The sequence below is a fragment of the Mycobacterium sp. IS-1590 genome (genome assembly GCF_001500025.1).
Classification (GTDB): Bacteria; Actinomycetota; Actinomycetes; order Mycobacteriales; family Mycobacteriaceae; genus Mycobacterium.
In genome coordinates this window covers 170,581-189,866 of sequence record NZ_LQIW01000045.1, presented here as the reverse complement: position 1 = coordinate 189,866, position 19,286 = coordinate 170,581, and the positions used below count along the sequence as shown (strand labels likewise).

The 19,286-nt window shown below is 65.0% G+C and carries 19 protein-coding genes; 11 read left to right on the top strand and 8 right to left on the bottom strand.

Annotated elements, in window-relative coordinates; genetic code table 11:
* Nucleotides 1–33 precede the first annotated feature (33 nt).
* Nucleotides 34–1,113, top strand: a complete 1,080-nt coding sequence (locus tag AU197_RS20290; RefSeq protein ID WP_064404817.1) for an NAD(P)H-dependent amine dehydrogenase family protein — start codon at nucleotides 34–36, stop codon at nucleotides 1,111–1,113.
* Here AU197_RS20290 and AU197_RS20285 read toward each other — a convergent pair.
* Nucleotides 1,110–1,892, bottom strand: coding sequence for an SDR family NAD(P)-dependent oxidoreductase (locus AU197_RS20285; RefSeq protein WP_064404814.1), 783 nt, complete (start codon nucleotides 1,890–1,892; stop codon nucleotides 1,110–1,112). The two genes, AU197_RS20290 and AU197_RS20285, sit on opposite strands and share 4 nt — an antisense overlap.
* A gap of 89 nt (nucleotides 1,893–1,981) precedes the next feature.
* On the opposite strand from AU197_RS20285, the gene AU197_RS20280 reads away from it, so the two are divergent.
* Nucleotides 1,982–2,794 (top strand): mycofactocin-coupled SDR family oxidoreductase, encoded by an 813-nt coding sequence (locus AU197_RS20280; protein WP_064405079.1) that lies wholly within the window; start codon nucleotides 1,982–1,984, stop codon nucleotides 2,792–2,794.
* On the opposite strand, the gene AU197_RS20275 is transcribed toward AU197_RS20280, so the two are convergent.
* From AU197_RS20275 to AU197_RS20265, 3 genes are all read right to left on the bottom strand, one after another.
* Nucleotides 2,791–3,747 (bottom strand): hypothetical protein, encoded by a 957-nt coding sequence (locus tag AU197_RS20275; RefSeq protein ID WP_064405078.1) that lies wholly within the window; start codon nucleotides 3,745–3,747, stop codon nucleotides 2,791–2,793. The two genes, AU197_RS20280 and AU197_RS20275, sit on opposite strands and share 4 nt — an antisense overlap.
* Nucleotides 3,748–3,952: 205 nt before the next feature.
* Entirely contained in the window at nucleotides 3,953–5,017 is a 1,065-nt protein-coding gene (locus AU197_RS20270) for a spirocyclase AveC family protein (protein ID WP_064404812.1), read from the bottom strand.
* A 1-nt stretch (nucleotide 5,018) separates the two neighbouring features.
* Complete coding sequence (locus AU197_RS20265) at nucleotides 5,019–6,215, bottom strand: cytochrome P450 (RefSeq protein ID WP_064404810.1); 1,197 nt, start codon at nucleotides 6,213–6,215, stop codon at nucleotides 5,019–5,021.
* 184 nt (nucleotides 6,216–6,399) lie between these two features.
* Between AU197_RS20265 and AU197_RS20260 the strand changes: the two genes are divergently transcribed.
* Genes AU197_RS20260 through AU197_RS20255 form a run of 3 tightly spaced genes read left to right on the top strand, consistent with a single transcriptional unit; the run spans nucleotide 6,400 to nucleotide 7,991 of the window.
* Nucleotides 6,400–7,041, top strand: a complete 642-nt coding sequence (locus AU197_RS20260) for a hypothetical protein (RefSeq protein WP_064404808.1) — start codon at nucleotides 6,400–6,402, stop codon at nucleotides 7,039–7,041.
* Nucleotides 7,041–7,220, top strand: coding sequence for a (2Fe-2S)-binding protein (locus AU197_RS26115; RefSeq protein ID WP_082696766.1), 180 nt, complete (start codon nucleotides 7,041–7,043; stop codon nucleotides 7,218–7,220). Before AU197_RS20260 ends, AU197_RS26115 begins: the two co-directional genes overlap by 1 nt.
* 12 nt (nucleotides 7,221–7,232) lie before the next feature.
* Entirely contained in the window at nucleotides 7,233–7,991 is a 759-nt protein-coding gene (locus AU197_RS20255; protein ID WP_064404806.1) for an SDR family oxidoreductase, read from the top strand.
* 51 nt (nucleotides 7,992–8,042) lie between these two features.
* Here AU197_RS20255 and AU197_RS20250 read toward each other — a convergent pair whose 3' ends face one another.
* Nucleotides 8,043–8,885 (bottom strand): SDR family oxidoreductase, encoded by an 843-nt coding sequence (locus AU197_RS20250; protein WP_064404804.1) that lies wholly within the window; start codon nucleotides 8,883–8,885, stop codon nucleotides 8,043–8,045.
* A gap of 97 nt (nucleotides 8,886–8,982) precedes the next feature.
* Between AU197_RS20250 and AU197_RS20245 the strand changes: the two genes are divergently transcribed.
* Nucleotides 8,983–10,068 carry an NAD(P)H-dependent amine dehydrogenase family protein gene (locus tag AU197_RS20245; protein WP_064404802.1) on the top strand — a complete coding sequence of 362 codons (1,086 nt, stop codon included), beginning with the start codon at nucleotides 8,983–8,985 and terminating at the stop codon, nucleotides 10,066–10,068.
* A 16-nt stretch (nucleotides 10,069–10,084) separates the two neighbouring features.
* On the opposite strand, the gene AU197_RS20240 is transcribed toward AU197_RS20245, so the two are convergent.
* Entirely contained in the window at nucleotides 10,085–11,137 is a 1,053-nt protein-coding gene (locus AU197_RS20240; RefSeq protein ID WP_064404800.1) for an NAD(P)H-dependent amine dehydrogenase family protein, read from the bottom strand.
* An 11-nt stretch (nucleotides 11,138–11,148) separates the two neighbouring features.
* On the bottom strand, nucleotides 11,149–12,387 hold the full coding sequence (locus AU197_RS20235) for a cytochrome P450 (protein WP_064404798.1): 1,239 nt from the start codon (nucleotides 12,385–12,387) through the stop codon (nucleotides 11,149–11,151).
* 125 nt (nucleotides 12,388–12,512) lie between these two features.
* On the opposite strand from AU197_RS20235, the gene AU197_RS20230 reads away from it, so the two are divergent.
* Entirely contained in the window at nucleotides 12,513–13,601 is a 1,089-nt protein-coding gene (locus AU197_RS20230; RefSeq protein ID WP_064404797.1) for an NAD(P)H-dependent amine dehydrogenase family protein, read from the top strand.
* Between the two features lie 39 nt (nucleotides 13,602–13,640).
* Here the strand turns inward: AU197_RS20230 and AU197_RS20225 are convergent, their stop codons facing one another.
* A complete protein-coding gene (locus AU197_RS20225) occupies nucleotides 13,641–14,786 on the bottom strand; it encodes an ABC transporter substrate-binding protein (protein WP_064405077.1) in 1,146 nt (381 codons plus the stop codon).
* A gap of 73 nt (nucleotides 14,787–14,859) precedes the next feature.
* Here AU197_RS20225 and AU197_RS20220 point away from each other — a divergent pair, with 73 nt between their 5' ends.
* From AU197_RS20220 to AU197_RS20205, 4 genes are all read left to right on the top strand, one after another.
* Nucleotides 14,860–15,492, top strand: coding sequence for a TetR/AcrR family transcriptional regulator (locus AU197_RS20220; RefSeq protein WP_064405074.1), 633 nt, complete (start codon nucleotides 14,860–14,862; stop codon nucleotides 15,490–15,492).
* Nucleotides 15,493–15,613: 121 nt separating this feature from the next.
* Nucleotides 15,614–16,402, top strand: a complete 789-nt coding sequence (locus AU197_RS20215; protein WP_064404795.1) for an SDR family oxidoreductase — start codon at nucleotides 15,614–15,616, stop codon at nucleotides 16,400–16,402.
* Between the two features lie 28 nt (nucleotides 16,403–16,430).
* The gene (locus AU197_RS20210; protein WP_064405073.1) at nucleotides 16,431–17,885 is read left to right on the top strand and encodes an aldehyde dehydrogenase family protein; all 1,455 of its coding nucleotides are present in this window, start codon (nucleotides 16,431–16,433) and stop codon (nucleotides 17,883–17,885) included.
* Nucleotides 17,886–19,046, top strand: a complete 1,161-nt coding sequence (locus AU197_RS20205; protein ID WP_064404793.1) for an NDMA-dependent alcohol dehydrogenase — start codon at nucleotides 17,886–17,888, stop codon at nucleotides 19,044–19,046.
* The last annotated feature ends 240 nt before the right edge of the window (nucleotides 19,047–19,286 follow it).

The window sequence follows — 19,286 nt, the reverse complement described above, 5'->3', positions numbered from 1 at the left end:
TCCCCGCCCTGGGATACCGAAGGAGCTCAATCCGTGACTGACAAGCCATTACGAGTCGCCGTCATATCCACCGGTTGGATCAGCAGCCTGTCGATCCGCGCGATCGTTCGACGGCCGCACCTGGACCTGGTCGGGGTGTGGGTACACAGCGCCGAGAAGGTCGGGCGCGACGCCGGCGAGATCATCGGACTGGGCCCGATCGGTCTGATCACGACCGGCAGCCTCGACGACATCATCGCAGCCAAGCCCGATTGCGTGGTCTACGGCGCGGCCAGCCCGGAGATGGACGCCGCCGCGGTGCGCGACTACGTCCGTCTGCTCAATGCCGGGCTCAACGTGGTGACCACCAATACCCCGGGAATGATGTTCCCCGACAGATGGATCCCGCAGTTGGCCGATCAAGTCCGTGCGGCCGCCTTGTCCGGAGGAGTCACGATCTACACGTCGGGTATCGAACCCGGCTTCGCCGGCGACCAGCTCGCGGTGCTGCTGAGCACGCTGTCGAACACCATCCGGTCCATAAGGGCGCAGGAGATCTTCGACTACTCGGCATACCCCAACCGGGACCTCATGATCGACGCCATGGGCTTCGGCAAGCCGCTCGATTTCACGCCGCTCCTCGAACTCGACGGTGCCCAGCAGTTCGCCTGGGGACCGCCGATCGGGTTGGTGGCCAAAGCCCTTGGTGTGGAGCTCGAGAAGGTCACCGAGTCCTACGAGCGGGTGCTCACCCCGCGAGATCTGCATGTCGCGTGTGGAACCATTCCCGCGGGGACCTGCGGCGCGGTGCGCGCAAAGACCACCGGCGTCGTCGACGGCCACCCCGTGATCACGATCGAGCACATCAATCGGATGGCGCCCGACCTGGCACCCGAGTGGGCCTCGGCGCCCAACGGCACCTACCGGCTCATCATCGATGGCCAACCCCACATCCGGTGCGACCTGAACCTCGGTACCGAGGACACGCCAGAGTCGGCCAACGCCAACGCGATGGAGGCGACGGCCATGCGGGTCGTCAACGCCATCCCCTATGTCGTCGACGCGGCGCCGGGAATCGCCACGTCGCTGGATCTGCCGATCACGGCGCCCCGCAATGCGTTGGACTTCGGTTAGACGGTGAACATCGGTCCGCGGGGAGCGCCCCGCACCTCGTTTCCTCCGTCGATTGCGAAGCTCTGCCCCGTCATCCAGCCGGACTCGGGTCCGGCCAGATAGCGCACGCCGGGAGCGATGTCGTCGGAGACACCGAGCCTGCCCAGCGGAACCCGCTCCAGGAAGCTGCTCGTCAGCTCTTCGAGGTGGATGTAGCCCTGAGTGGTGGCCGCTTCTGTCAAGCCCGGACGCACCGCATTGACTCGGATGCCGCGCGGGCCCAGTTCTGAGGCGGCGACGCGGATGAACATCTCGAGCGCGGCCTTGCCCGCCGAGTAGTGCCCCAGCCCCTCCATCGGAATCTTGGCGGATGTCGACGAGATGAACACGATCGAACCGCCGGCCGTCATCAGCGGTGCCGAATAGCGCAGCGCCAGGAAGTTCGAGCGCAGGTTGCCCATCACGAAATTCGTGAAGGTGTCGAGGTCCTGTTCGATGAGCGGCCCGGTGCCGCCGCTGGCCACCGTGCCGATGACGATGTTCAACCGGCCGTGGACATCGTGGGCGGACTGTGCCGCTGCTTTCACGGTGTCCTCGTCTTCGGGATCCCCCTTGTGCAGCACAATCTCCGCATCCGGCGCGGCTTCGTGGATTCGGTCACGCGTCGCTTCCAGCCGTTTCATGGATCGCCCGAGTAGGTACAGTGTCGCGCCGTCGATCGCCAGCAGTCTGGCTGAAGCCTGAGCGATACCCGCAGATGCACCGAGAACGAACGCCGTCTGACCGTCGAGCACACCCATGATCGGAGAAGCTATCACTTACGCAACGGACGCTCTCCAAAACCGTTAATCCGAATTCTCAGGTGCGGTAGCGTGCGCGTGTGCCCGACATGACCGACAAGGTCGCGCTCATCACCGGGGCGGCCCGCGGACAGGGACGCGCTCATGCCGAAAGGCTCAGCGCCGATGGTGCCGACGTCATTCTCGTTGACATCGCCGGCCCGCTACCACCGAGTGTCCCCTACGATTCCGCCACGCCTGAGGATCTGGCCGAGACGGCGGAGATGGTGGAAGCCAATGGCCGGCGGTCGGTGACGGCGGTCGTCGACACCCGAGACCACGACGGCCTCTGTACTGCCGTCGACAACGCGGTCGCCGAGCTTGGGCGGCTCGATGTCATCGTTGCCAACGCGGGCATCTGTGTGCCTGCCGTGTGGGATCAGGTGTCGCCGCGTGACTTCCGGGACACCATCGACATCAACATCGTCGGCACCTGGAACACGGTGATGGCAGGAGCCAAGCACATCATCGCCGGCGGGCGGGGTGGCTCCATCATCCTCGTCGGGTCGGCGGCCGGCCTCACCGTGGAGCCGTTCATGATTGCCTACACGGCCAGTAAGCACGCCGTGACGGCGCTGGCCCGTTCGTTCGCCGGCGAACTCGGCAAGTACCACATCCGAGTGAACAGCCTGCACCCCGGCTCGGTGGCGACGCCGATGGGAAGCGGTCGGATGATCGAGGCGATGGCCGAGGCGGCGAAGTCGAATCCGGCGCTGCGTCCCGGCTTCGCAAAGCAACTCCTGCCGGACGCGATCACCACGGCCGAGGACATCGCCAGTGCGGTCGCGTGGTTGGCATCCGACGAGGCGAGATTCGTCACGGCTGCCGCCATTCCGGTGGACGTCGGCGTGACCGGCAGCTAAGCGCTGGACTGCCGGGTGACCACCGACGGCCCCGACAGGGGGCTGGAGATCACGCCCGGTGGGGCTCCGACAACGCTCGGGATGGCGTTCACCGCCGCGAGCGCCGTCGCCACGACACCGGGATTCACCCGGTCGTCGCTCGATTGCTCGAGGTGCAGTTCGAGGCTCATGTTGGGATTGCCGTTGACGCGGAACACCATTCCGCCTTGGCCTTCGCGTGCCGGCTTGGGCCAACGATCGGGCCACGGTGTGCTGCTGACCGTCGCGAAGTATTGAACCGCGACAGCAGGGCGGCCTCTGACGATGCCGGCGAGTTGCCACCGGTGCGCACAGATCGTTCCCTCGGGGATGACACCGAGCGCGGTCGGAAGCTCCGTCGGCGCGAGCAGGGTCTCCCAATCCAGCTCTATCCCGTCGAGTTCGAAGCCGAGGATGTCGGCGATGTAGGTCACCACCGTGCTCCAGTCCTTGTCGACCTTTCCAGAGGCGATTCGAACCGGCACGTGGCCGTCGGGCTTACCGAATCCCATCGACTCATGGAGGACGTCCCATATCGGGTATGCCTTGTCGAGGTCGACCGCGTATTCGTCCATCCGGTACGAGTCGACTCGACCCGCTCCTGCCAGCAGAGCCGTGGGGATGTTCAGGCTGATGAACCCCGGCTCGCTACCGGTGGCGTAGAACGTTGAATTACCCTCAGCGGCCGCCCTTTCGAGGTCATCTCTCCATCGCGCGGGTGCGGCCGGGGGATAGATCATCGGGATCAGGGAGAACGTCACCACATTGACCCCGGCTCTGAGGTACGTGGCGATATCCGCGATCGCCTCTTCTTCGCGTCGGACGGCGGTCGCGCAATACGTCACGCAGTCGGGTTTCAGCGCGAGAACAGCTGAGAGATCATCGGTCGCACGAACTCCGACAGCTGGTGCACCGCACAGTTCTCCCGCGTCCATCCCGGCCTTCTGCGGTGTCGACACCTTCACCCCGACGAGATCGAGCGACGGGTCCTCGATGACCGCGCGCAACGCCTCCCTGCCGGTCAGTCCGGTGCCGACGTGGACGACTCGATAGCGACGACAGTCGGTCACGGTTCTCTCCCTCCTCGCCCCTGCAGGGCAACAGTTCTCGTCATCGTGGGACTGACCTGGGACAGGTCAGTCAGCGGTAGAACGGTCCCGGCTTGCCGGCTTCCTCGAGATGACCGTATGGGTCGTAGAGGTTCACATTCGGATAGGGGTTCTGATCGAAGGAAGGCCGCGACAGACCTGCCTCCCGCAGCCCGGACAGCACGGCCAGCGGCACAGCGAACGACACCAGGCCCACCGTCACAGACACCAACAACTGCCGAGTCAGCGTCACCTTCGGACGCCCCCGCCTCGCCGGCATCCAGCGCGCGAGGCGGTTGATCAACACCAGTTCGCCACTCTCGTCCCGCACGCACATCACGGCGACCATGGCGAAGATCGGGGCGTCGTACACCGCCATGATCAGGGGAAAGTGAATGTGTCCGATGTGCAGCACCGGCCCGACCGCCTCTGTGTAGTAGAAAATCCCGGCTCTCATCCAGGTGAACTGGATGAGCCCGTTGATCGGGACGGCGATGATCGTCGCACCGATGAACACCCGCAGCAGTCTGCGCGGCGCCAACCAGCCGATGCGGCGTATCAGCGGATCCAGGAGCCTGTCGTGCAGCTTCAAGAACCCCAGACCATTCAGCAGATAGTAAGCGGCGTAGCCGCCCAGGAACGCCAGCGCCGGTTCCAGATTCGGTGAGATGTTCACGTACGGCCAGGACAGCGGGAAGTGCAACATGCGCGGATCGAATATCGCGAACGTCGCCCAGTTCGCCAGTGGATCCAGCGCTCCGGTGATCAGGCCGGCGAACGCGATGATGACCGCCCAGTGCACCTTTTGCTGCCGCCACGACAACCACACCAGGACGGCGATCAGACCGATCGCCAACGGGATCGAGCTGATGGAGACGGCCAGCGGCCAGTTGTCGAAGCCGAGGAACGGCGGATACGGGTCGGGGCCGGGATTCGGGTTCGCTTTCTTCGGGTCCCCGTGCAGACCTGTCTGAATGTTCGCGATGGTCACGATGGCGAACGCCAGGTATGCGATGAAGAACAGCGACCACCCGATCCTGGCGGGCCACGGGGAGAAGTGCGCTTCGGCCGGTTCTGCCGAAGCGGAGTTCGGCGTCCGATCAACGGTATTGGTCACCTCACACCGCCGCGGGAAGCGTGGACCACCCTCTGACGCTGGAGGTGTGAGCGCGTTTGGCCGCAGCGTAATCGACCTCCCAGTCGGGCCATCGCTTCAGCACCTCCTCGAGCGCGACCCGCGCTTGCATCCGCGCGAGCGCGGCGCCGAGGCAGAAGTGAATACCGCGACCGAATGACAAATGCGAGGCCTGCCGGTGGATGTCGAACCGGTCCGCGTCCGGGTACTGTCGCTCGTCCCGGTTCGCCGAACCGTTGATCAGCAGCATCACCGAGCCCTCGGCGACTGTCTGACCATAGAATTCGACATCACGAGCGACATGTCGTGCCTGCACAGGCGATGGCGCCTCGTAGCGCAGCACCTCTTCGATCGCCGCGGGGATGAGACTGAAATCTTCTGCTAATTCACGCCGTTGGTCGGGGTGGTCGGAAAGCAGTTGGCCGGCAAAGCCGATCAGCCGCGTCGTCGTTTCGTTTCCTGCGCCGACGAGTGTTCCGGCGTAGGTCAACACCTCTCCGCGAGTCAACCGCCTGCGGCCACCGTCACGTTCCTCGATCTCGGCGTTGACCAGTTCGGTCATCAGATCGTCTGATGGGTGGTCGTAACGCCAATCGATGAACTCCTCCAGCATCGAGCCTTGTCGCGTCAGCATGTCGTCGGCCGCATCGACCAGTTCGCCGTCTTTGAGTTCGAGAAGCCGGTCGGTGTTCTGACGGATGGCGATCTGCTTGTCCTCCGGTATGCCCAGCAGATATCCGATGGTGCGCATCGGCATCCATGCTCCGAGGTCGGCGATGAAGTCGAACGTCTCGGCGTTCTCGAGTGGCTCCAAGGCGCGCCGGCAGAACTCTCGCGCCAACGGTTCGATAGCAGCCATGCGCCGGGGCGTGAACACACCCGACAACAAGCGGCGATGAAAGTCGTGGATCGGAGGGTCCTCGAACAGGATGATGCCTGGCGGTACCTCGACACCGTTGAGGATGATGTCGATGGTGGTGCCTTTGCCCGAGCGGTAATCCTGCCAGTTGGCCAGCTCTCGGGCGACGTCGGTGTGCCTGCTCAGCGCGTAGAAACCGTATTTGTCGTTGCGGTAGAGCGGCGCTTCGTCGCGCAGCCTTTTCCATACGGGGTAGGGATCGTCGTCGATGTCGAAGTCGAACGGGTCGTAGTACGGCTCAACCTTCACCCTGTAGGTCACACCGTGAGAATAGGCGTTACCGGTCGTCGTTTTGGCGGATTTCTCCCGGCCCGGCCTCCCGGTGGGCATCGCCGAGCGCCCGCGTCAGTGCCGCCTACCGCCGCAAACGCCCGTATGAGAATATGAATTCTCGCATCGCGTGACGTGGGTGCACCTGCTTAGAACGGGATCGAAGGAGGCGGCAATGGCTCCAGCCGCCGTACGCAGCTTCATCTTCGCCGTCGAGTTCCGGATCGCCGAATCCGAGCGCGTGGGACCGGTGCTCGCGCAGCACGAAGAAAGTCTTCGCGATCTCGGCGCGCGCTATGCGTTCGTGTACGAGTCGGTGGTCGACCCCGGGAAGGTCCTGGTCGTCATCGGGATCCGAACCGAGCGGCCGCTGCTCGACCTCCTCCGCTCCCCGTACTTCTTCGACTGGTTCGACGCGGTCGGCATCGACGACCTTCCCGCCGTCTTCGCCGGCGAAGTCGTCGAACGATTCGACCTCGGCGAGCCCCCCGAGCCGGGTACCGAGGTGGTGGTTGCCGCCGTCACCCGGGTCCAGAACGTCGAGGTCTTCATGGCTCACGTGCGCGAATCACTCGCCGACTTCGCCCGTTCAGGGATTCGCCGAACACTCGTGTACCGCGCCTTCGACACCCCTCGCGAAGTGCTCTTCCTTCATCAGCTTGCGACGGCCCGTACCGCGTTGCAGTGGGTTGCGGACTCCGACATCGCTTCGGAGTGGCTGACCTCCGCCGGCGTCGGCGCCTATCCGCCGGTCTTCGTCGGACGGTTCGTCCACGCAATGCGACTGGCCGAGACCGCCGGAACGGATCTGCACTGATGTATGTGTGCCTGTGTCTCGGCATAACGATCGAGGCGGTCGCCGATGCCGTCGCCTCAGGCGCCAGGACGTCGCGGCAGGTGTCCGACGCGTGCGGTGCCGGATCGGACTGTGGCAGGTGCCGACGAACGATCCGCTCGATCATCAAATCCGCGGACGCGGAAACTCAAGTCAGGTAGGAGAAGCACGGCATGAGCGATCGACACTCCAATATCGAGGGCGCGCGGATGCTCGTGATCGGCGCATCCTCGGGCATCGGTCACGCGCTTGCGCGGGCGGCTCGCACCAGGGGCGCCCGTGTCGCGCTCGCGGCCAGACGGGTCGAGCTCCTGTCCGGGTTGGCAGAAGAGCTCGACGGTTCCGCGCACGAGCTCGACGTCTCCGATCCACGCGCGATCGAGCGGGTCGTCGACGAGGTGGCCACGACGCTCGGCCAGCTCGACGCGGTGGTGTTCACCAGCGCCGTGGTGCCGTTCGCGTTGATCGAGGAGACCGACGTCACGACGTGGCTGCACGCCTACGCCGTCAACGCGGTAGGCGCATCGCATGCGCTGCGTGCAGCGCTGCCCCACCTTGCCGACGACGCGGTCGTGCTCGTTGCGTCCAGTCACGATGTCGGTAGGCCACGCGCGGGCGTCGCGGCCTACCACGCCAGCAAGGCCGCGCTCGACGAGATCCTGCGATCATGGCGGGCCGAGCATCCGGAACTGGCCGTCATCCGTGTCAGCGTCGGCCCTACGGAGGGCACCGAGATCCTCCGCGGGGCGGACCGGGACCTACTGGCCGATCTTTACCGGGCCTGGGCACAGGAGGGTCAGATTCCGGCGAAGATGTCCGCCGTCAACGACGTGGCCAACGCCATGCTGTCGTTGATCGCCATGTCCCGCGCCAACCCCACGGTCGTGAGCGACATCGTGCACCTGGCCCCCCGCCTGAGCGCCGGCCGATAGACGTTGCCAGTCAGGGTATTTGGATTCGGCGCCTGGGCTCCATCAGGGCGCTCAGCTGTTCTTCGACATCTCTGCGGCGGCCGTGTCGGCCCACTGCGCCTGGTGTCGGCCCATCGTCATGGCACCGTTCCAACCGCCGTCGGTCCACAGCACCTCGCCGCCGACATAACTGAACCGCGGGCTGCCGAGACAGACCAGCGGCCAGGCCTGTTCCTCGGCAGTCGAATAGCGTCCGATCGGTCCTACCGCCTGATCGACCGTCTCCTTGCCCATCAGGTCCTGGAAGGCCGGCATCATCGCCGTCTCGGTGGGGCCGGGGTTGATGCAGTTGATGCGGATGCCGCGGCGGCCGAGTTCGGGATACCACCAGCCCACCCACGCATCGATGATGTACTTCGAGTAGGCATAGCCGCTCCACGACCACAGCTTTTCGTTGGCGGTCAGCCATTCGACGGCGGCCTCGAACCCCTTGGTTTCGAGCAGGCCTGTGATGACCTTGATGTGGTCCTGCCAGCCGATTGCGGCCGACGATGAGATCACGCTGATGGCCGACCCTTCGGGCATCTTCGGCACGAGCTGCTCGGCCAGGTGACGTGCCCCGACGAAGTTGACCAGAATCGTGTCCCATTCGCTGAACGGCGGACCGGGCAGCCCCGCACAGCTGAAGAGCCCGTCGACGGGGCCGTGGATGGACGCCGCGATTTCTTCGATGCTCTTCTGGTCACGGAGGTCGATCTGGAGCGCGCGGGCGACGGGAACGGTCGTCGGTTTGATGTCCAGGGCGGTGACCGTCGCACCGAGATCGACGAGGATTTGCGCGGTCGCCCGGCCCATGCCCGACGCCGCACCGGTGACGACCACCGACTTGCCCCGGTACCTCAGCACATCGTCCATGGCACGCTCCTGTCGAGAATTTCATTTATCGATTGTGAGAACCTACGTTATCACCGGTGTACTGTCGCACTGTGACGGTTTCGAAGGGGGCCGCTCTATGACCGCCGACAGCCGCCCATTGCGGATAATTCAGTGGGCCACCGGCGCCGTCGGCTCCGAGATGATCACCACCATCCTCGATCACCGCCCCGACCTCGAGTTGGTCGGAGCCCGCGTGTATTCCGCCGCCAAGAACGGGGTCGACGTCGGGACGCTTGTCAACAGAGCCCCGATCGGCGTCGCGGCCACCACCGATGTGGCCGCGATCCTCGCGTTGGACGCCGACCTCGTCTTGTACGCACCGTCTTTCACCGACCTCGACGATGTCTGTGCGCTACTCGAGAGCGGAAAGAACGTGGCGACGCCGTCATTTCTGTTCCACCCGCGGCGAATTCCCGAGGCCGACCGGGACAAGGTCCTGAGGGCATGCGAGAAGGGCAACAGCACCATCCACGGCAGTGGGCTCAACCCGGGCAACCTGTCTGGCGTGCTGCCGCTGGCGCTGTCGGGCATGAGTCGCACGATCGAGCGCCTGACGCTCCAGGAGAGAGCCGATTGGACGCTATGGGAAAGCACCGAAATCACCTTCGATGGAATGTGGTTCGGCCGACCGGTCGATGAGGTGACCCCTACCGCCAACGACTACCTGAGTTTCTTGACAAAGCTGTTCGTCGAGCAGACCTGGTTCATTTCCGACAGCCTGAACGCGGACATCGACGACGTCTCGGTGACTCTGGAAACGGTGCCGGCGAGCAAGGACCTCCAGATCTTCGACCACGTAGTGCGGCAGGGCAGCACGGCCGGACAGCGCTGGAACTTCGTCGGCCACCGCCACGGTGAACCGCTCATCGAATTCGAAACGCTCTGGACCGTCGGCGGCGAGTATCCCGACCACTGGCCACAACCCCTCGATGGCTGGACACTGACCATCGAGGGCGATCCCTCAATGCGCACACACTTCTTTCCGCTGGCCAGCTTCTCGCGCGAGGCTTCAATTGAGGAGCACGTCCGCGCCGGCCTCATCACGGTGGCGATGCAGGTCGTCAATGCCATCCCGGCGGTCTGCGCGGCCCCGGCGGGTTTCGCGACGATGGCGGACCTGCCCCTCATTCGCAGCTACACGGGATTCGGAAACAAGCCCTGACGTCGCTCGGTGTCAGCTAGCCGCTGCGATTGGTCCAGTGCGCGACGAACGGCGCGACGCCCGACAGGTCGTACAGCCCCGGCTCAGCCGCCACGACCGTGGGTATGGCGTTGATCGCGTGCATTGCGGTGGCCAAGCAGCCCTGTTCGGCGTGGTCTTCACCGGGAGCGCCGATTTCGAGGTGTATTCGCATGTTCGGCTCACCTTCGAAGGCGAGCTCGTATCCAATCTCGTTCGGCCAGTGCGGGGCCAGATCGTCAGCCATGCGGGTGAGATGCTCGACCGATATCGTGGTCTCGCCGCAGTCGACGACCACGCCGAACCGCATGGCACCGACGGTGCCCGAGGGGATCTCGCCCGCGGCGACGCTCAGCGCGCGCGGCGTCGTCACGACCTCACGGAAGCCCTCGACCGCACGGATCCGCAGGCCGAGCGCCTGAGCAAGTACCGTCGCGCTACCGATCCACGCGCTCGCCGCGTACTCGGCGTTGGCGAGCAGTGGGGTTGTGTCGTCGGGGGCGTGCCCGAAACCCATGGCGTTGAAGATGAGGTCGTGACTGGCGTAGGTGGAGTAGTTGAGCACTTCGCGGACGCTGATCCGGTTCGTCTGCTGGGTGAGCCGCGACAGGAGGGGTGCGATCGACTCACCGAAGAAGCCCGGGTACAGGCCCACCCCGAGGAACGATGATCTGCCTGTCTCACAGGCATTTTCGATGTCGTTGGCCAGTGATTCGTGCAGTGAGCGCGGATGGATGAACCTGCTGCCCGTGGCGACCACGTTCTTACCCGAGGCGAGCAGGTCGCAGACGTCGGCGAAGCAGCCCGGGGTGTCGGTCTCGACCTTGCCCATGTAGAGCACCACGTCGGCATCGGTGGCGATGATGGCGTCGCGGTCGTCGCTGGTGACCACCCCGGCCTCGCCGATGCCGCACAACGCGCCCGCGTCGAGACCGGCTTTTGCCGGATCGTAGACACGAACACCGACGACCGTGAGATCGGGCCTGCCGAGGATGTGGCGAAGCGCCATCATTCCCGTCACTCCGGTCGCCCACTGAATCACGCGCGTCATACGTCGCTACCTCAATCCCACACGACGTCGAGGCGAGGGGGCGAGCGGAACATCGTCCCGGTGATGTAGGGCGCGGGCGCGTCGGGATCGAGTCGGAGCCCGGGTAATTCGTCGAACAAGGCGTTGAAGATCTTCGTGGTCTCGAGCCGAGCCAGATGCATGCCCAGGCAGACGTGGGCTCCGTGCGCGAACCCGATGTGCGGCTTGCGTTCCCGGAAGATGTCGAATTTCTCCGGTTCCTTCCATCGCGTTTCGTCGTGGTTCGCGCTGCCGAGACTGAGCATCATGGTCGCGCCCTCGGGTACGCGAACTCCGCCGATCTCGGTGTCGCGGGTGACCTCGCGCATGAAGTTGAGCAGGGGGGTTTCCCAGCGGATGCCTTCCTCGATGGCCTGCGGCAGCAGGCTGCGGTCGGCGCGCACCGCATCGAGCTGGTCGGGGTGAGTCAGCAAGGCGAAGGCCAGGCTGGCGGTCGAGCGGGACGTGGTCTCGGCGCCCGCGGGCAGCAGGTTGCGCATGAAACCGTAGATCTGCTCGTCGGACATCTTCACGCCGTTGACCTCTGCGGCCGCGAGGATGGACACCATGTCGTTCTTGGGCTTTCTGCGCCGGTCGGCGAGGATCCCGACGAAATACTCCTTCATCTTCGCCGATGCCCGCATCGCGCAGTCCATGTCGCCGCGGAAGCCCAGTAGGTCGATCGCCAGTCGGTGGAAGTGCAGGACGTCGGAATCGGGAAGGCCCAGTAAGGCGGCGATCACCCGCACTGGAATCGGCATGAACACCGCGTCGACGAGATCGGCACGCTTGGCGTCCTTGATCTTCGCGATTGTTCGGTCGACCAGCGGGCCGACGAGTTCGGTGTCCCACCGCTTCATCGATGAGCGGGCGAAGGCGAATTCGTGCAGCTTGCGGTAGATCGCGTGTTCGGGGTCCTGCATCTCGAGGATGGTGGGGCCCTGCAGTGGCCGCACGACGTCTTCGTAGCAGCGGGTGCTGAAGGTGATGTTGTCGGTGAAGATCGCCTTGACCGTGTCGAATGTGTAGGCCGTGAAGGTCGGCGGGCCCTCCCCCGAATTGCCGATCATGCCCATCTCGGGCCACCCGGCATGTACCGGTGCCTGGGCCCGCAACTCCTTGAGGAGGGCGTACGGGGTGGCGTCCCCGTCGGCGCCCATGCCCGCATTGAATTTGTCTTGAGCGTCTCGGATGCTCTGCTCGAGATCCTCGACGCTCGCCGGCTCGAACATGCGACGACTCCTTACTGCGGATCGGCCGCTATCAACATACACCCTGGTGGTTGCCCGCCTCCATCATGTACGTTTGGCCGAGGTCAAACAGTTGGCTCAGCGAAAAGCACACCGGGAGCGTTCGATTGGTAACTCGAGTCGTCCAATGGGCCACGGGCGCTGTCGGTCGCGCTGCCCTGTCCGAGCTTATTGAGAACCCTGATTTTCAATTGGTCGGCGTGCTGGTGTACGACCCGGCCAAGGAGGGGCTGGATGCCGGTGCGCTGTGCGGTCTGCCGCCGACGACGGGCGTGCTCGCCACCACCGACAAGGACGAGATCTTCGGGCTCGGCGCCGACGTCGTCATCCATGCCGCCAGCAAGGCCCATGCCGTTGACACCAACGCCGACGACATCTGCCGACTGCTCGCGGCGGGCACCGACGTCATCACGACCACGTCCTACAACCACCTGCCCACCTACGGCGCCGAGACCGAGGCCGCATTCGTCGAAGCATCCCGGGCCGGACAGTCCCGCTTCCACGCCGCGGGCGAGAACCCGGGCTTCATGTTCGAACGGCTGGTGGCGACCGTGACGGGACTGAGCAAGTCGATCGATCGAATCGATCTCTACGAAGCGACCGATGTCTCGGCGGTCGACAGCCGGCCCATGCTCGTCGATCTCATGGGCATGGGCAGACCGCCCGAGGACGTCAGCGTGGACTCGCCGATCATCAAGAAGCTCGACATGGCGTACCGCCAGGCGCTCAACGCCACCGCCGACGTTCTCGGCGTCACGCTCTCGCACGTCGAGGTGTCCGTCGACGCCACCACGCTTCCGCACGACCTCGAGGTGCTGGCGGGCACCATCGAAGCGGGAACGGTCGTCGGCCAACGGTTCTCCTGGGTCGGACACTGGTCAGGCCGCCCCTTGCTGGCGATTCACGAGGAATGGGTGCTCACGCGCGATCTCCCCCAGTGGGGGCTGAAGCCGCTGGCCCCCGGAGAGAAGGCGCCGTTGATCCGCGCCGTCATCAAAGGCGAACCGAGTTTCGAGCTCGCGCTCGACGTCGGCTGGGACGGTCAGGTGCCCAGCGGACAGCACGCGCAACCGGGGCATCTGATGATCGCGATGGGCGCCGTCCGGGCGATCCCCTACGTGAGGGCCCAGCCGCCAGGGATCGTCACGGCGCCGGTGTTCGGTGCGATCCAGCTGGAAAGCCAACGCCGAAACTGAACTTCTGCAGGAACATTCGCATCATCTTCGTGCACAAGCTCAGTCTCGGCGGACACCGACCGCGCGCGAGATGTTGTCGCTCGGCGCCGCGTGGAACACGTGTCCGCTTCCATCCGCTAGCACCCGCCGCGCGATCAGGTAATCGGAGCCCAGCCAGCCCTGCCTGATGTAACGGCCGAACCGGAGGAACGTCCCCGGGGCTCCGCTCGCCGACGGCACGAGCTTGACCTGCTCGATTCCGTGTCTGACCCCTTCGCCGGTCAACGGCCTCGCCGCCGCCAGTCCCCGGGCGATCACGGTCGCGACGTCGTGGCACAGGCCCGGCATCGAGTGCTCCGGTCGGCGGCCGTAACGCGCCTCGAATCGGTCGAGGAACCCCTGTCCGACGTCGTTGCGCTCGTCGTAACTGTCAAGACCGATCCAACCGCGCAGATGACGCATCCACTCGGCGTTGATGTGCGCCATCTCGAACGCCGTCGTGGTGTAGCGCGGCGGATCCCAGCCGGCGCTTTCCAAGGCGTCCGAGAAGCCCCACAGCCCGTGGCCGAACCCGACGTGCACAAGGGCATCGGGACCGGCCGCCCGCAGTTCGGCGACCACCGCCGCCTTGTCCGCTTCCACCTGCGGGATGGCCGCTGTGGCCACGACCTTCAATCCCGCCGCGGAATAGGCCTTCTCGGCGAACGCCAGATACTCCTTGCCGATGAGAGAGGCCTCATACGCGATGGCGATGCGCGACCTGTGGTCGCCGAGCATCACCGCGGCGAGCATGACCGGCTCCTCGGGCATCGACCCGTTGTTGAGTGCGAACGTCCACTCCCCCAGCGCCTCCTCGGATCCCGACAGGATGAGATTGGGGACCTTGGCCACCCGGTTCGCGTGCGCGGACAGCGGCACCGCGTTGTCGGAGACGTAGGGGCCGAAGATCACCAGGCAGCCTTCGGCGACCAGCTCGTCGTAACCGCGTTCGACGGCGTGGTACGTGCCGTTGGGCAGACCGATGACGTCGCGGCGCACCACCTCGATCGGCCGGTCGACGAGGCCGGCGGAGACCGCTTCGTCGAACACCAGCCGCAGTGTGTCCAGCGTGTCGTCCTCGGTGCTGGACCTCGTCGGATAGTCGTTGAGCAGGCCGACTTTCAGCGGGGCGACCGAACCGTACGCGCGAACACCTTCGTCTGCCACAGTCAGCAACATACAACATGCAGGTTGTCCGGTGACGCTAACCTACACCGTGAATGTTGCTAGCATGCTCGGCATGGCCAAGCGTGGCGGCACGGACTCCGAGCGACGCGCTCGCGGCGATCAAACCCGTCGGAATCTCATCGATGCGGGACGCATCCTGTTCGTGGACAAGGGCTACTTCAACACCAGCATCGGCGACTTGGTCACGACCTCGGGCGTCGGCACCCGCGGCGCCTTCTATCACCACTTCAAGGACAAGGCCGAGCTCTTCCGGGCGGTGTTCGAGGAGGTCGAGCGAGACCTCACATTGCGCTCACTGTCCTCACCGCCGCGCGGCGCGGACTCCTGGGAGCGGCTCTGCGCGGGCCTTCACGGCTTTCTCGAGTCAGCACTCGAGCCCGAGGTGCAGCGCATCATGTTGGTCGACGGGCCCGTCGTCTTGGGCTGGCGGACACTGCGCGCGATCCAGGAGGACAACAGCATCGCGTTGATCAACGAGATGGTGGGCAATGCCATCGCCGAAGGCAGCATCGACGACCTACCCGTTGCCGAGCTCACGCACATGCTCGTCGCATCGCTCGAGGAGGGCGCGCTTCTGGTGGCACACGCGAAAAGCCCCGGCCGAGCCCGCGGTCGTGCGGCACGTATTCTCGACCGGCTTCTGCTCAGCTCCGCGACGGAGCCACGCAAGGTGGTCAGGCGGTAGTAGTGGTTGATTCGCGTCTCGGCGTGATCGCCTACCGTATGGAAATGAGCGTTTCCATTTTTGATTATCGTTCTTCTACTGGACTGATAATGTTGCTTCGCCCTCGTCTCAAGGAGATCTGATGTCAGATGCGCTATCGCTGCGAGTCGCCGTAGTCGGAGCGTCTGCGGGTCTCGGCCGCTGCATCGGTATCGGGCTCGCAAAGGCGGGCGCCCGGGTCGCGTTCCTCGCGCGGCGTCGTGACCGCCTCGAGAACGCCGCCGAGGAGGCGGGCGGCGGTGCGGTGGCCGTCGCGTGTGACGTCACCGACGCGGACGCCTGTCACCGCGCCATGACAGCCGTCGTCGAAGAATTCGGCGGTCTCGACGCGCTCGTCTACACCACCGGCGTCGGCGTCCTCGCGCCGCTGACCGAGGTGACGGCCGAGCAGTGGGCAAATCTTTTCGCCACCAACGTCACCGGCGCTTCGCTCATCACCGCGGCGGCGGCACCGCATCTGGCGGCCAACGGTGGTGCGGCGGTGTACCTCTCATCGCTCAGCGCTTCTTACTCCGCCCCATGGCCCCTGCTGGGTGCCTACGCCGTATCGAAGGCGGCATTGGACAAATTGGTCGAGGCCTGGCGCATCGAACACCCGAACATCGGCTTCACCCGCCTGGCCGTCGGCGACTGCTTCGGCGGAGAAGGAGACTCCCAGACCGAGTTCAACAAGACCTGGGACCCGCAGGCGCTCGAGAACGCCATCCGGTTCTGGATGGACAACGGTTACATGCAGGGCGGCCTCGTCGAGGCCGATCACCTCGTTGACGTCGTGCACAACGTACTTCGTTGCGGGAAAAGCAGTTTCATCCCATACCTGACATTGGCTCCCAGACCGTCGGGCGCCGTGGCCGAACTTCGACAGTGGTGAAGGACACCTGGTGACACACGAATCGCGCATGCTCATCGACGGCAAGCTCGTCGAATCCGAAACAGGCCGGCAGTTCGACAACATCAACCCCGCGACCGAGGAGGTTCTCGGGGGCACCGCCGACGGCACCCGCGCCGACATGGAACGGGCGGTGGCGGCCGCCCGCCACGCCTTCGACCACAGCGACTGGTCGCGAGACGGTGAAGCCAGGGCCGCGGGACTGCGTCAGCTGCAGGCGGCGCTGGAGGCCGAACGCGAGGAGATCCGCAGCGAGCTCATCGCCGAGGCGGGCTGCCCACTGCTGAGCACCTTCGGACCGCAACTCGACGTCCCGCTCAAAGAGGCCTTGAGTTGGCCGGCCGATATGATCGCCGAGTTCCCCTGGAAACGAACGCTTCCCGACAAGGACGCCTTCGGCATGGGCACCCTCGCCGCGCGCGAAGTGTGGAAGGAACCCGTCGGGGTCGTCGGCGTCGTCACGCCGTGGAACTTTCCAATCGAGATCATCCTCAACAAGATCGGGCCGATCCTGGCGATGGGCAACACGATGGTGCTCAAGCCCGCACCCGATACGCCCTGGAACGCCACCCGCATCGGCCGGATCATCGCCGAGCAGACCGACATTCCGCCGGGAGTGATCAACATCGTCACCTCGTCGGACCATCTGGTCGGCGAGGTGCTCTCGACCTCTCCCCTCGTCGACATGGTGGCCTTCACCGGGTCGACGGCGACCGGGCGACGCATCATGAAGGCGGCCGCCGACACCGTCAAGCCGACATTCCTCGAACTCGGCGGCAAGTCGGTGTATCTGGTACTCGACGACGATGGCGACATCAGCGCGACGGTCGGCGGCAGCGCGTTCATCTCCATGCATGCCGGACAAGGCTGCGCCATGCCGACCCGGTTGCTGGTGCCCAACAGTCGCTACGCCGAGGCGGTCGAGATCGTCAAGGTCGCCATGGAGAAGAACAAGTACGGTGATCCCACCGACCCCTCCGTGCTGCAAGGCCCCCAGGTGTCGAAACGCCAGCAGGACCGGGTGATGGGCTACATCGAGAAGGGTAAGCAGGAAGGGGCACGAGTCGTCACCGGCGGCAACATCCCTGCACACCTCGAGAAAGGGTTCTTCGTCGAGCCAACGGTTTTCGCCGACGTCGACAACCGGATGACGATCGCCCAGGAGGAGATCTTCGGCCCGGTCCTGTCGGTTATCGGATTCGACGACGACGACGATGCGGTGCGGATCGCCAACGACTCCATCTACGGATTGTCGGGTGTGGTGTTCGCCAAGGACCTGGAGCGGGCCAAGTCGGTGGCCGGCCGGATCCGTACCGGGACCCTCGGGATCAACGGCGGTCTCTGGTACGGCGCGGATGCCCCGTTCGGGGGCTACAAGCAATCCGGCATCGGACGGCAATGCGGCATCGAAGGCCTCGAAATCTTCACCGAAACCAAGACTGTCGGCTGGCCAAAGGAGTCGTAGATGAAATCTCGAGCAGCCGTGCTCCGCGGAGTGGGCATCGACTGGGAAGTCACCGAAGTCGAGTTGGACCCGCCCCGCGCCGGCGAGGTGTTGGTCAAGATGGCCTACGCCGGGATCTGCCATTCCGACGAGCACTTCTACACCGGCGACAGCGTGCCGAGTCCGGAGATGGAGGAACTGATGCGGGCGTCCGGCGTGCCGGTGCCCGAATGGTTCCCGATGCTCGGCGGTCACGAGGGATCGGGCGTCGTCGAAGAAGTCGGGCCCGAAGTGAAGACGCTCAAACCCGGTGACCACGTGGCGATCTCGTTCCTGCCCGCATGCGGCAACTGTCGTTGGTGCGCCAGCGGCCACACCTACCTGTGCGACGTCGGCGCCGACATCTACAGCAAGGCCATGACCACCGACGGCACCTGTAGGCGTCACGTCGGCGGTGAGGACCTGATGGCCATGATGCAGGTCGGCACCTTCTCCGAGTATGTGGTGGCGTCCGAACGCTCGCTGGTCAAGATCCACGACTGGATTCCACTGGAGGCCGCATCGCTGGTTTCATGCGGTGTGACAACGGGTTTCGGCTCGGGCTCGGTGGCAGCAGGCACCCAGGCCGGCGACACCGTTGTGGTCATCGGCGTGGGCGGTATCGGCATGAACGCCGTGCAGGGCGCGAGAGTCGCCGGGGCCAAGCACATCGTCGCCGTCGACCCGAACGAGTTCAAACGCGAGATCGCACCGACCTTCGGCGCCACGCACACCGCCGTCGACGCCGGCGCGGCCCTGGATCTGGTCAAGGAGATCACCTGGGGTGCCATGGCCGATCGTGTCGTGTTGACGCCCGGGGTGGTACCCGCCGACCTCGTGATGGTGGCGCTGATGCTGCTGCGCAAGGGGGGCACCTGTGTGCTCACCGGCATGGCGAAGGTCAGCGACTTGGTGGTGCCGCTGAGTCTGCCTGACATGGTCAGTTCCTGTAAGACCCTCAAAGGGGTCCTCTACGGCGAGTTGAACCCTCGCGAGGCCATGCCGAGACTGTTGTCGATGTACGAGGCGGGCAACCTCAAACTCGACGAGTTGGTCACGCAGCGGTACAAGCTGGACGACATCAACGAGGCGATGAAGGATCTGCGATCCGGGAGCAACATCCGCGGGGTCATCGCTTTCTAGGTTTGCAGCGCTTTCCAGGTATGCGGCCGAGAAGGCGTTTCCGAACGACTCGTCGCGGTGCAGGGTAGAGTCGGCTTGATCAGGGGCTGAGCCCACGCCTCGCAGTGGATGTGCCTGTCTGCAGGGGTGTGATGCTTTCCAGTTCCGACGTCTCTTTTCACAGTGACGACTCGAACTCGACCGGTCGTTGCGCGTCTTCGTGCGGCAGCGGAACTGACCGGTGAACAGCGACAGGGGCGT

Bases quoted from the DNA above. Each gene is read 5' to 3' on its own strand.
- AU197_RS20285 (WP_064404814.1), bottom strand. From the start codon at position 1,892: ATGGGTGTGCTCGACGGTCAGACGGCGTTCGTTCTCGGTGCATCTGCG.
- AU197_RS20250 (WP_064404804.1), bottom strand. From the start codon at position 8,885: ATGGACGATGTGCTGAGGTACCGGGGCAAGTCGGTGGTCGTCACCGGT.
- AU197_RS20255 (WP_064404806.1), top strand. From the start codon at position 7,233: ATGAGCGATCGACACTCCAATATCGAGGGCGCGCGGATGCTCGTGATC.
- AU197_RS20215 (WP_064404795.1), top strand. From the start codon at position 15,614: ATGTCAGATGCGCTATCGCTGCGAGTCGCCGTAGTCGGAGCGTCTGCG.
- AU197_RS20220 (WP_064405074.1), top strand. From the start codon at position 14,860: ATGGCCAAGCGTGGCGGCACGGACTCCGAGCGACGCGCTCGCGGCGAT.
- AU197_RS20240 (WP_064404800.1), bottom strand. From the start codon at position 11,137: ATGACGCGCGTGATTCAGTGGGCGACCGGAGTGACGGGAATGATGGCG.
- AU197_RS20245 (WP_064404802.1), top strand. From the start codon at position 8,983: ATGACCGCCGACAGCCGCCCATTGCGGATAATTCAGTGGGCCACCGGC.
- AU197_RS20235 (WP_064404798.1), bottom strand. From the start codon at position 12,387: ATGTTCGAGCCGGCGAGCGTCGAGGATCTCGAGCAGAGCATCCGAGAC.
- AU197_RS20205 (WP_064404793.1), top strand. From the start codon at position 17,886: ATGAAATCTCGAGCAGCCGTGCTCCGCGGAGTGGGCATCGACTGGGAA.
- AU197_RS20210 (WP_064405073.1), top strand. From the start codon at position 16,431: ATGCTCATCGACGGCAAGCTCGTCGAATCCGAAACAGGCCGGCAGTTC.
- AU197_RS26115 (WP_082696766.1), top strand. From the start codon at position 7,041: ATGTATGTGTGCCTGTGTCTCGGCATAACGATCGAGGCGGTCGCCGAT.
- AU197_RS20275 (WP_064405078.1), bottom strand. From the start codon at position 3,747: ATGGACGCGGGAGAACTGTGCGGTGCACCAGCTGTCGGAGTTCGTGCG.
- AU197_RS20260 (WP_064404808.1), top strand. From the start codon at position 6,400: ATGGCTCCAGCCGCCGTACGCAGCTTCATCTTCGCCGTCGAGTTCCGG.
- AU197_RS20280 (WP_064405079.1), top strand. From the start codon at position 1,982: ATGACCGACAAGGTCGCGCTCATCACCGGGGCGGCCCGCGGACAGGGA.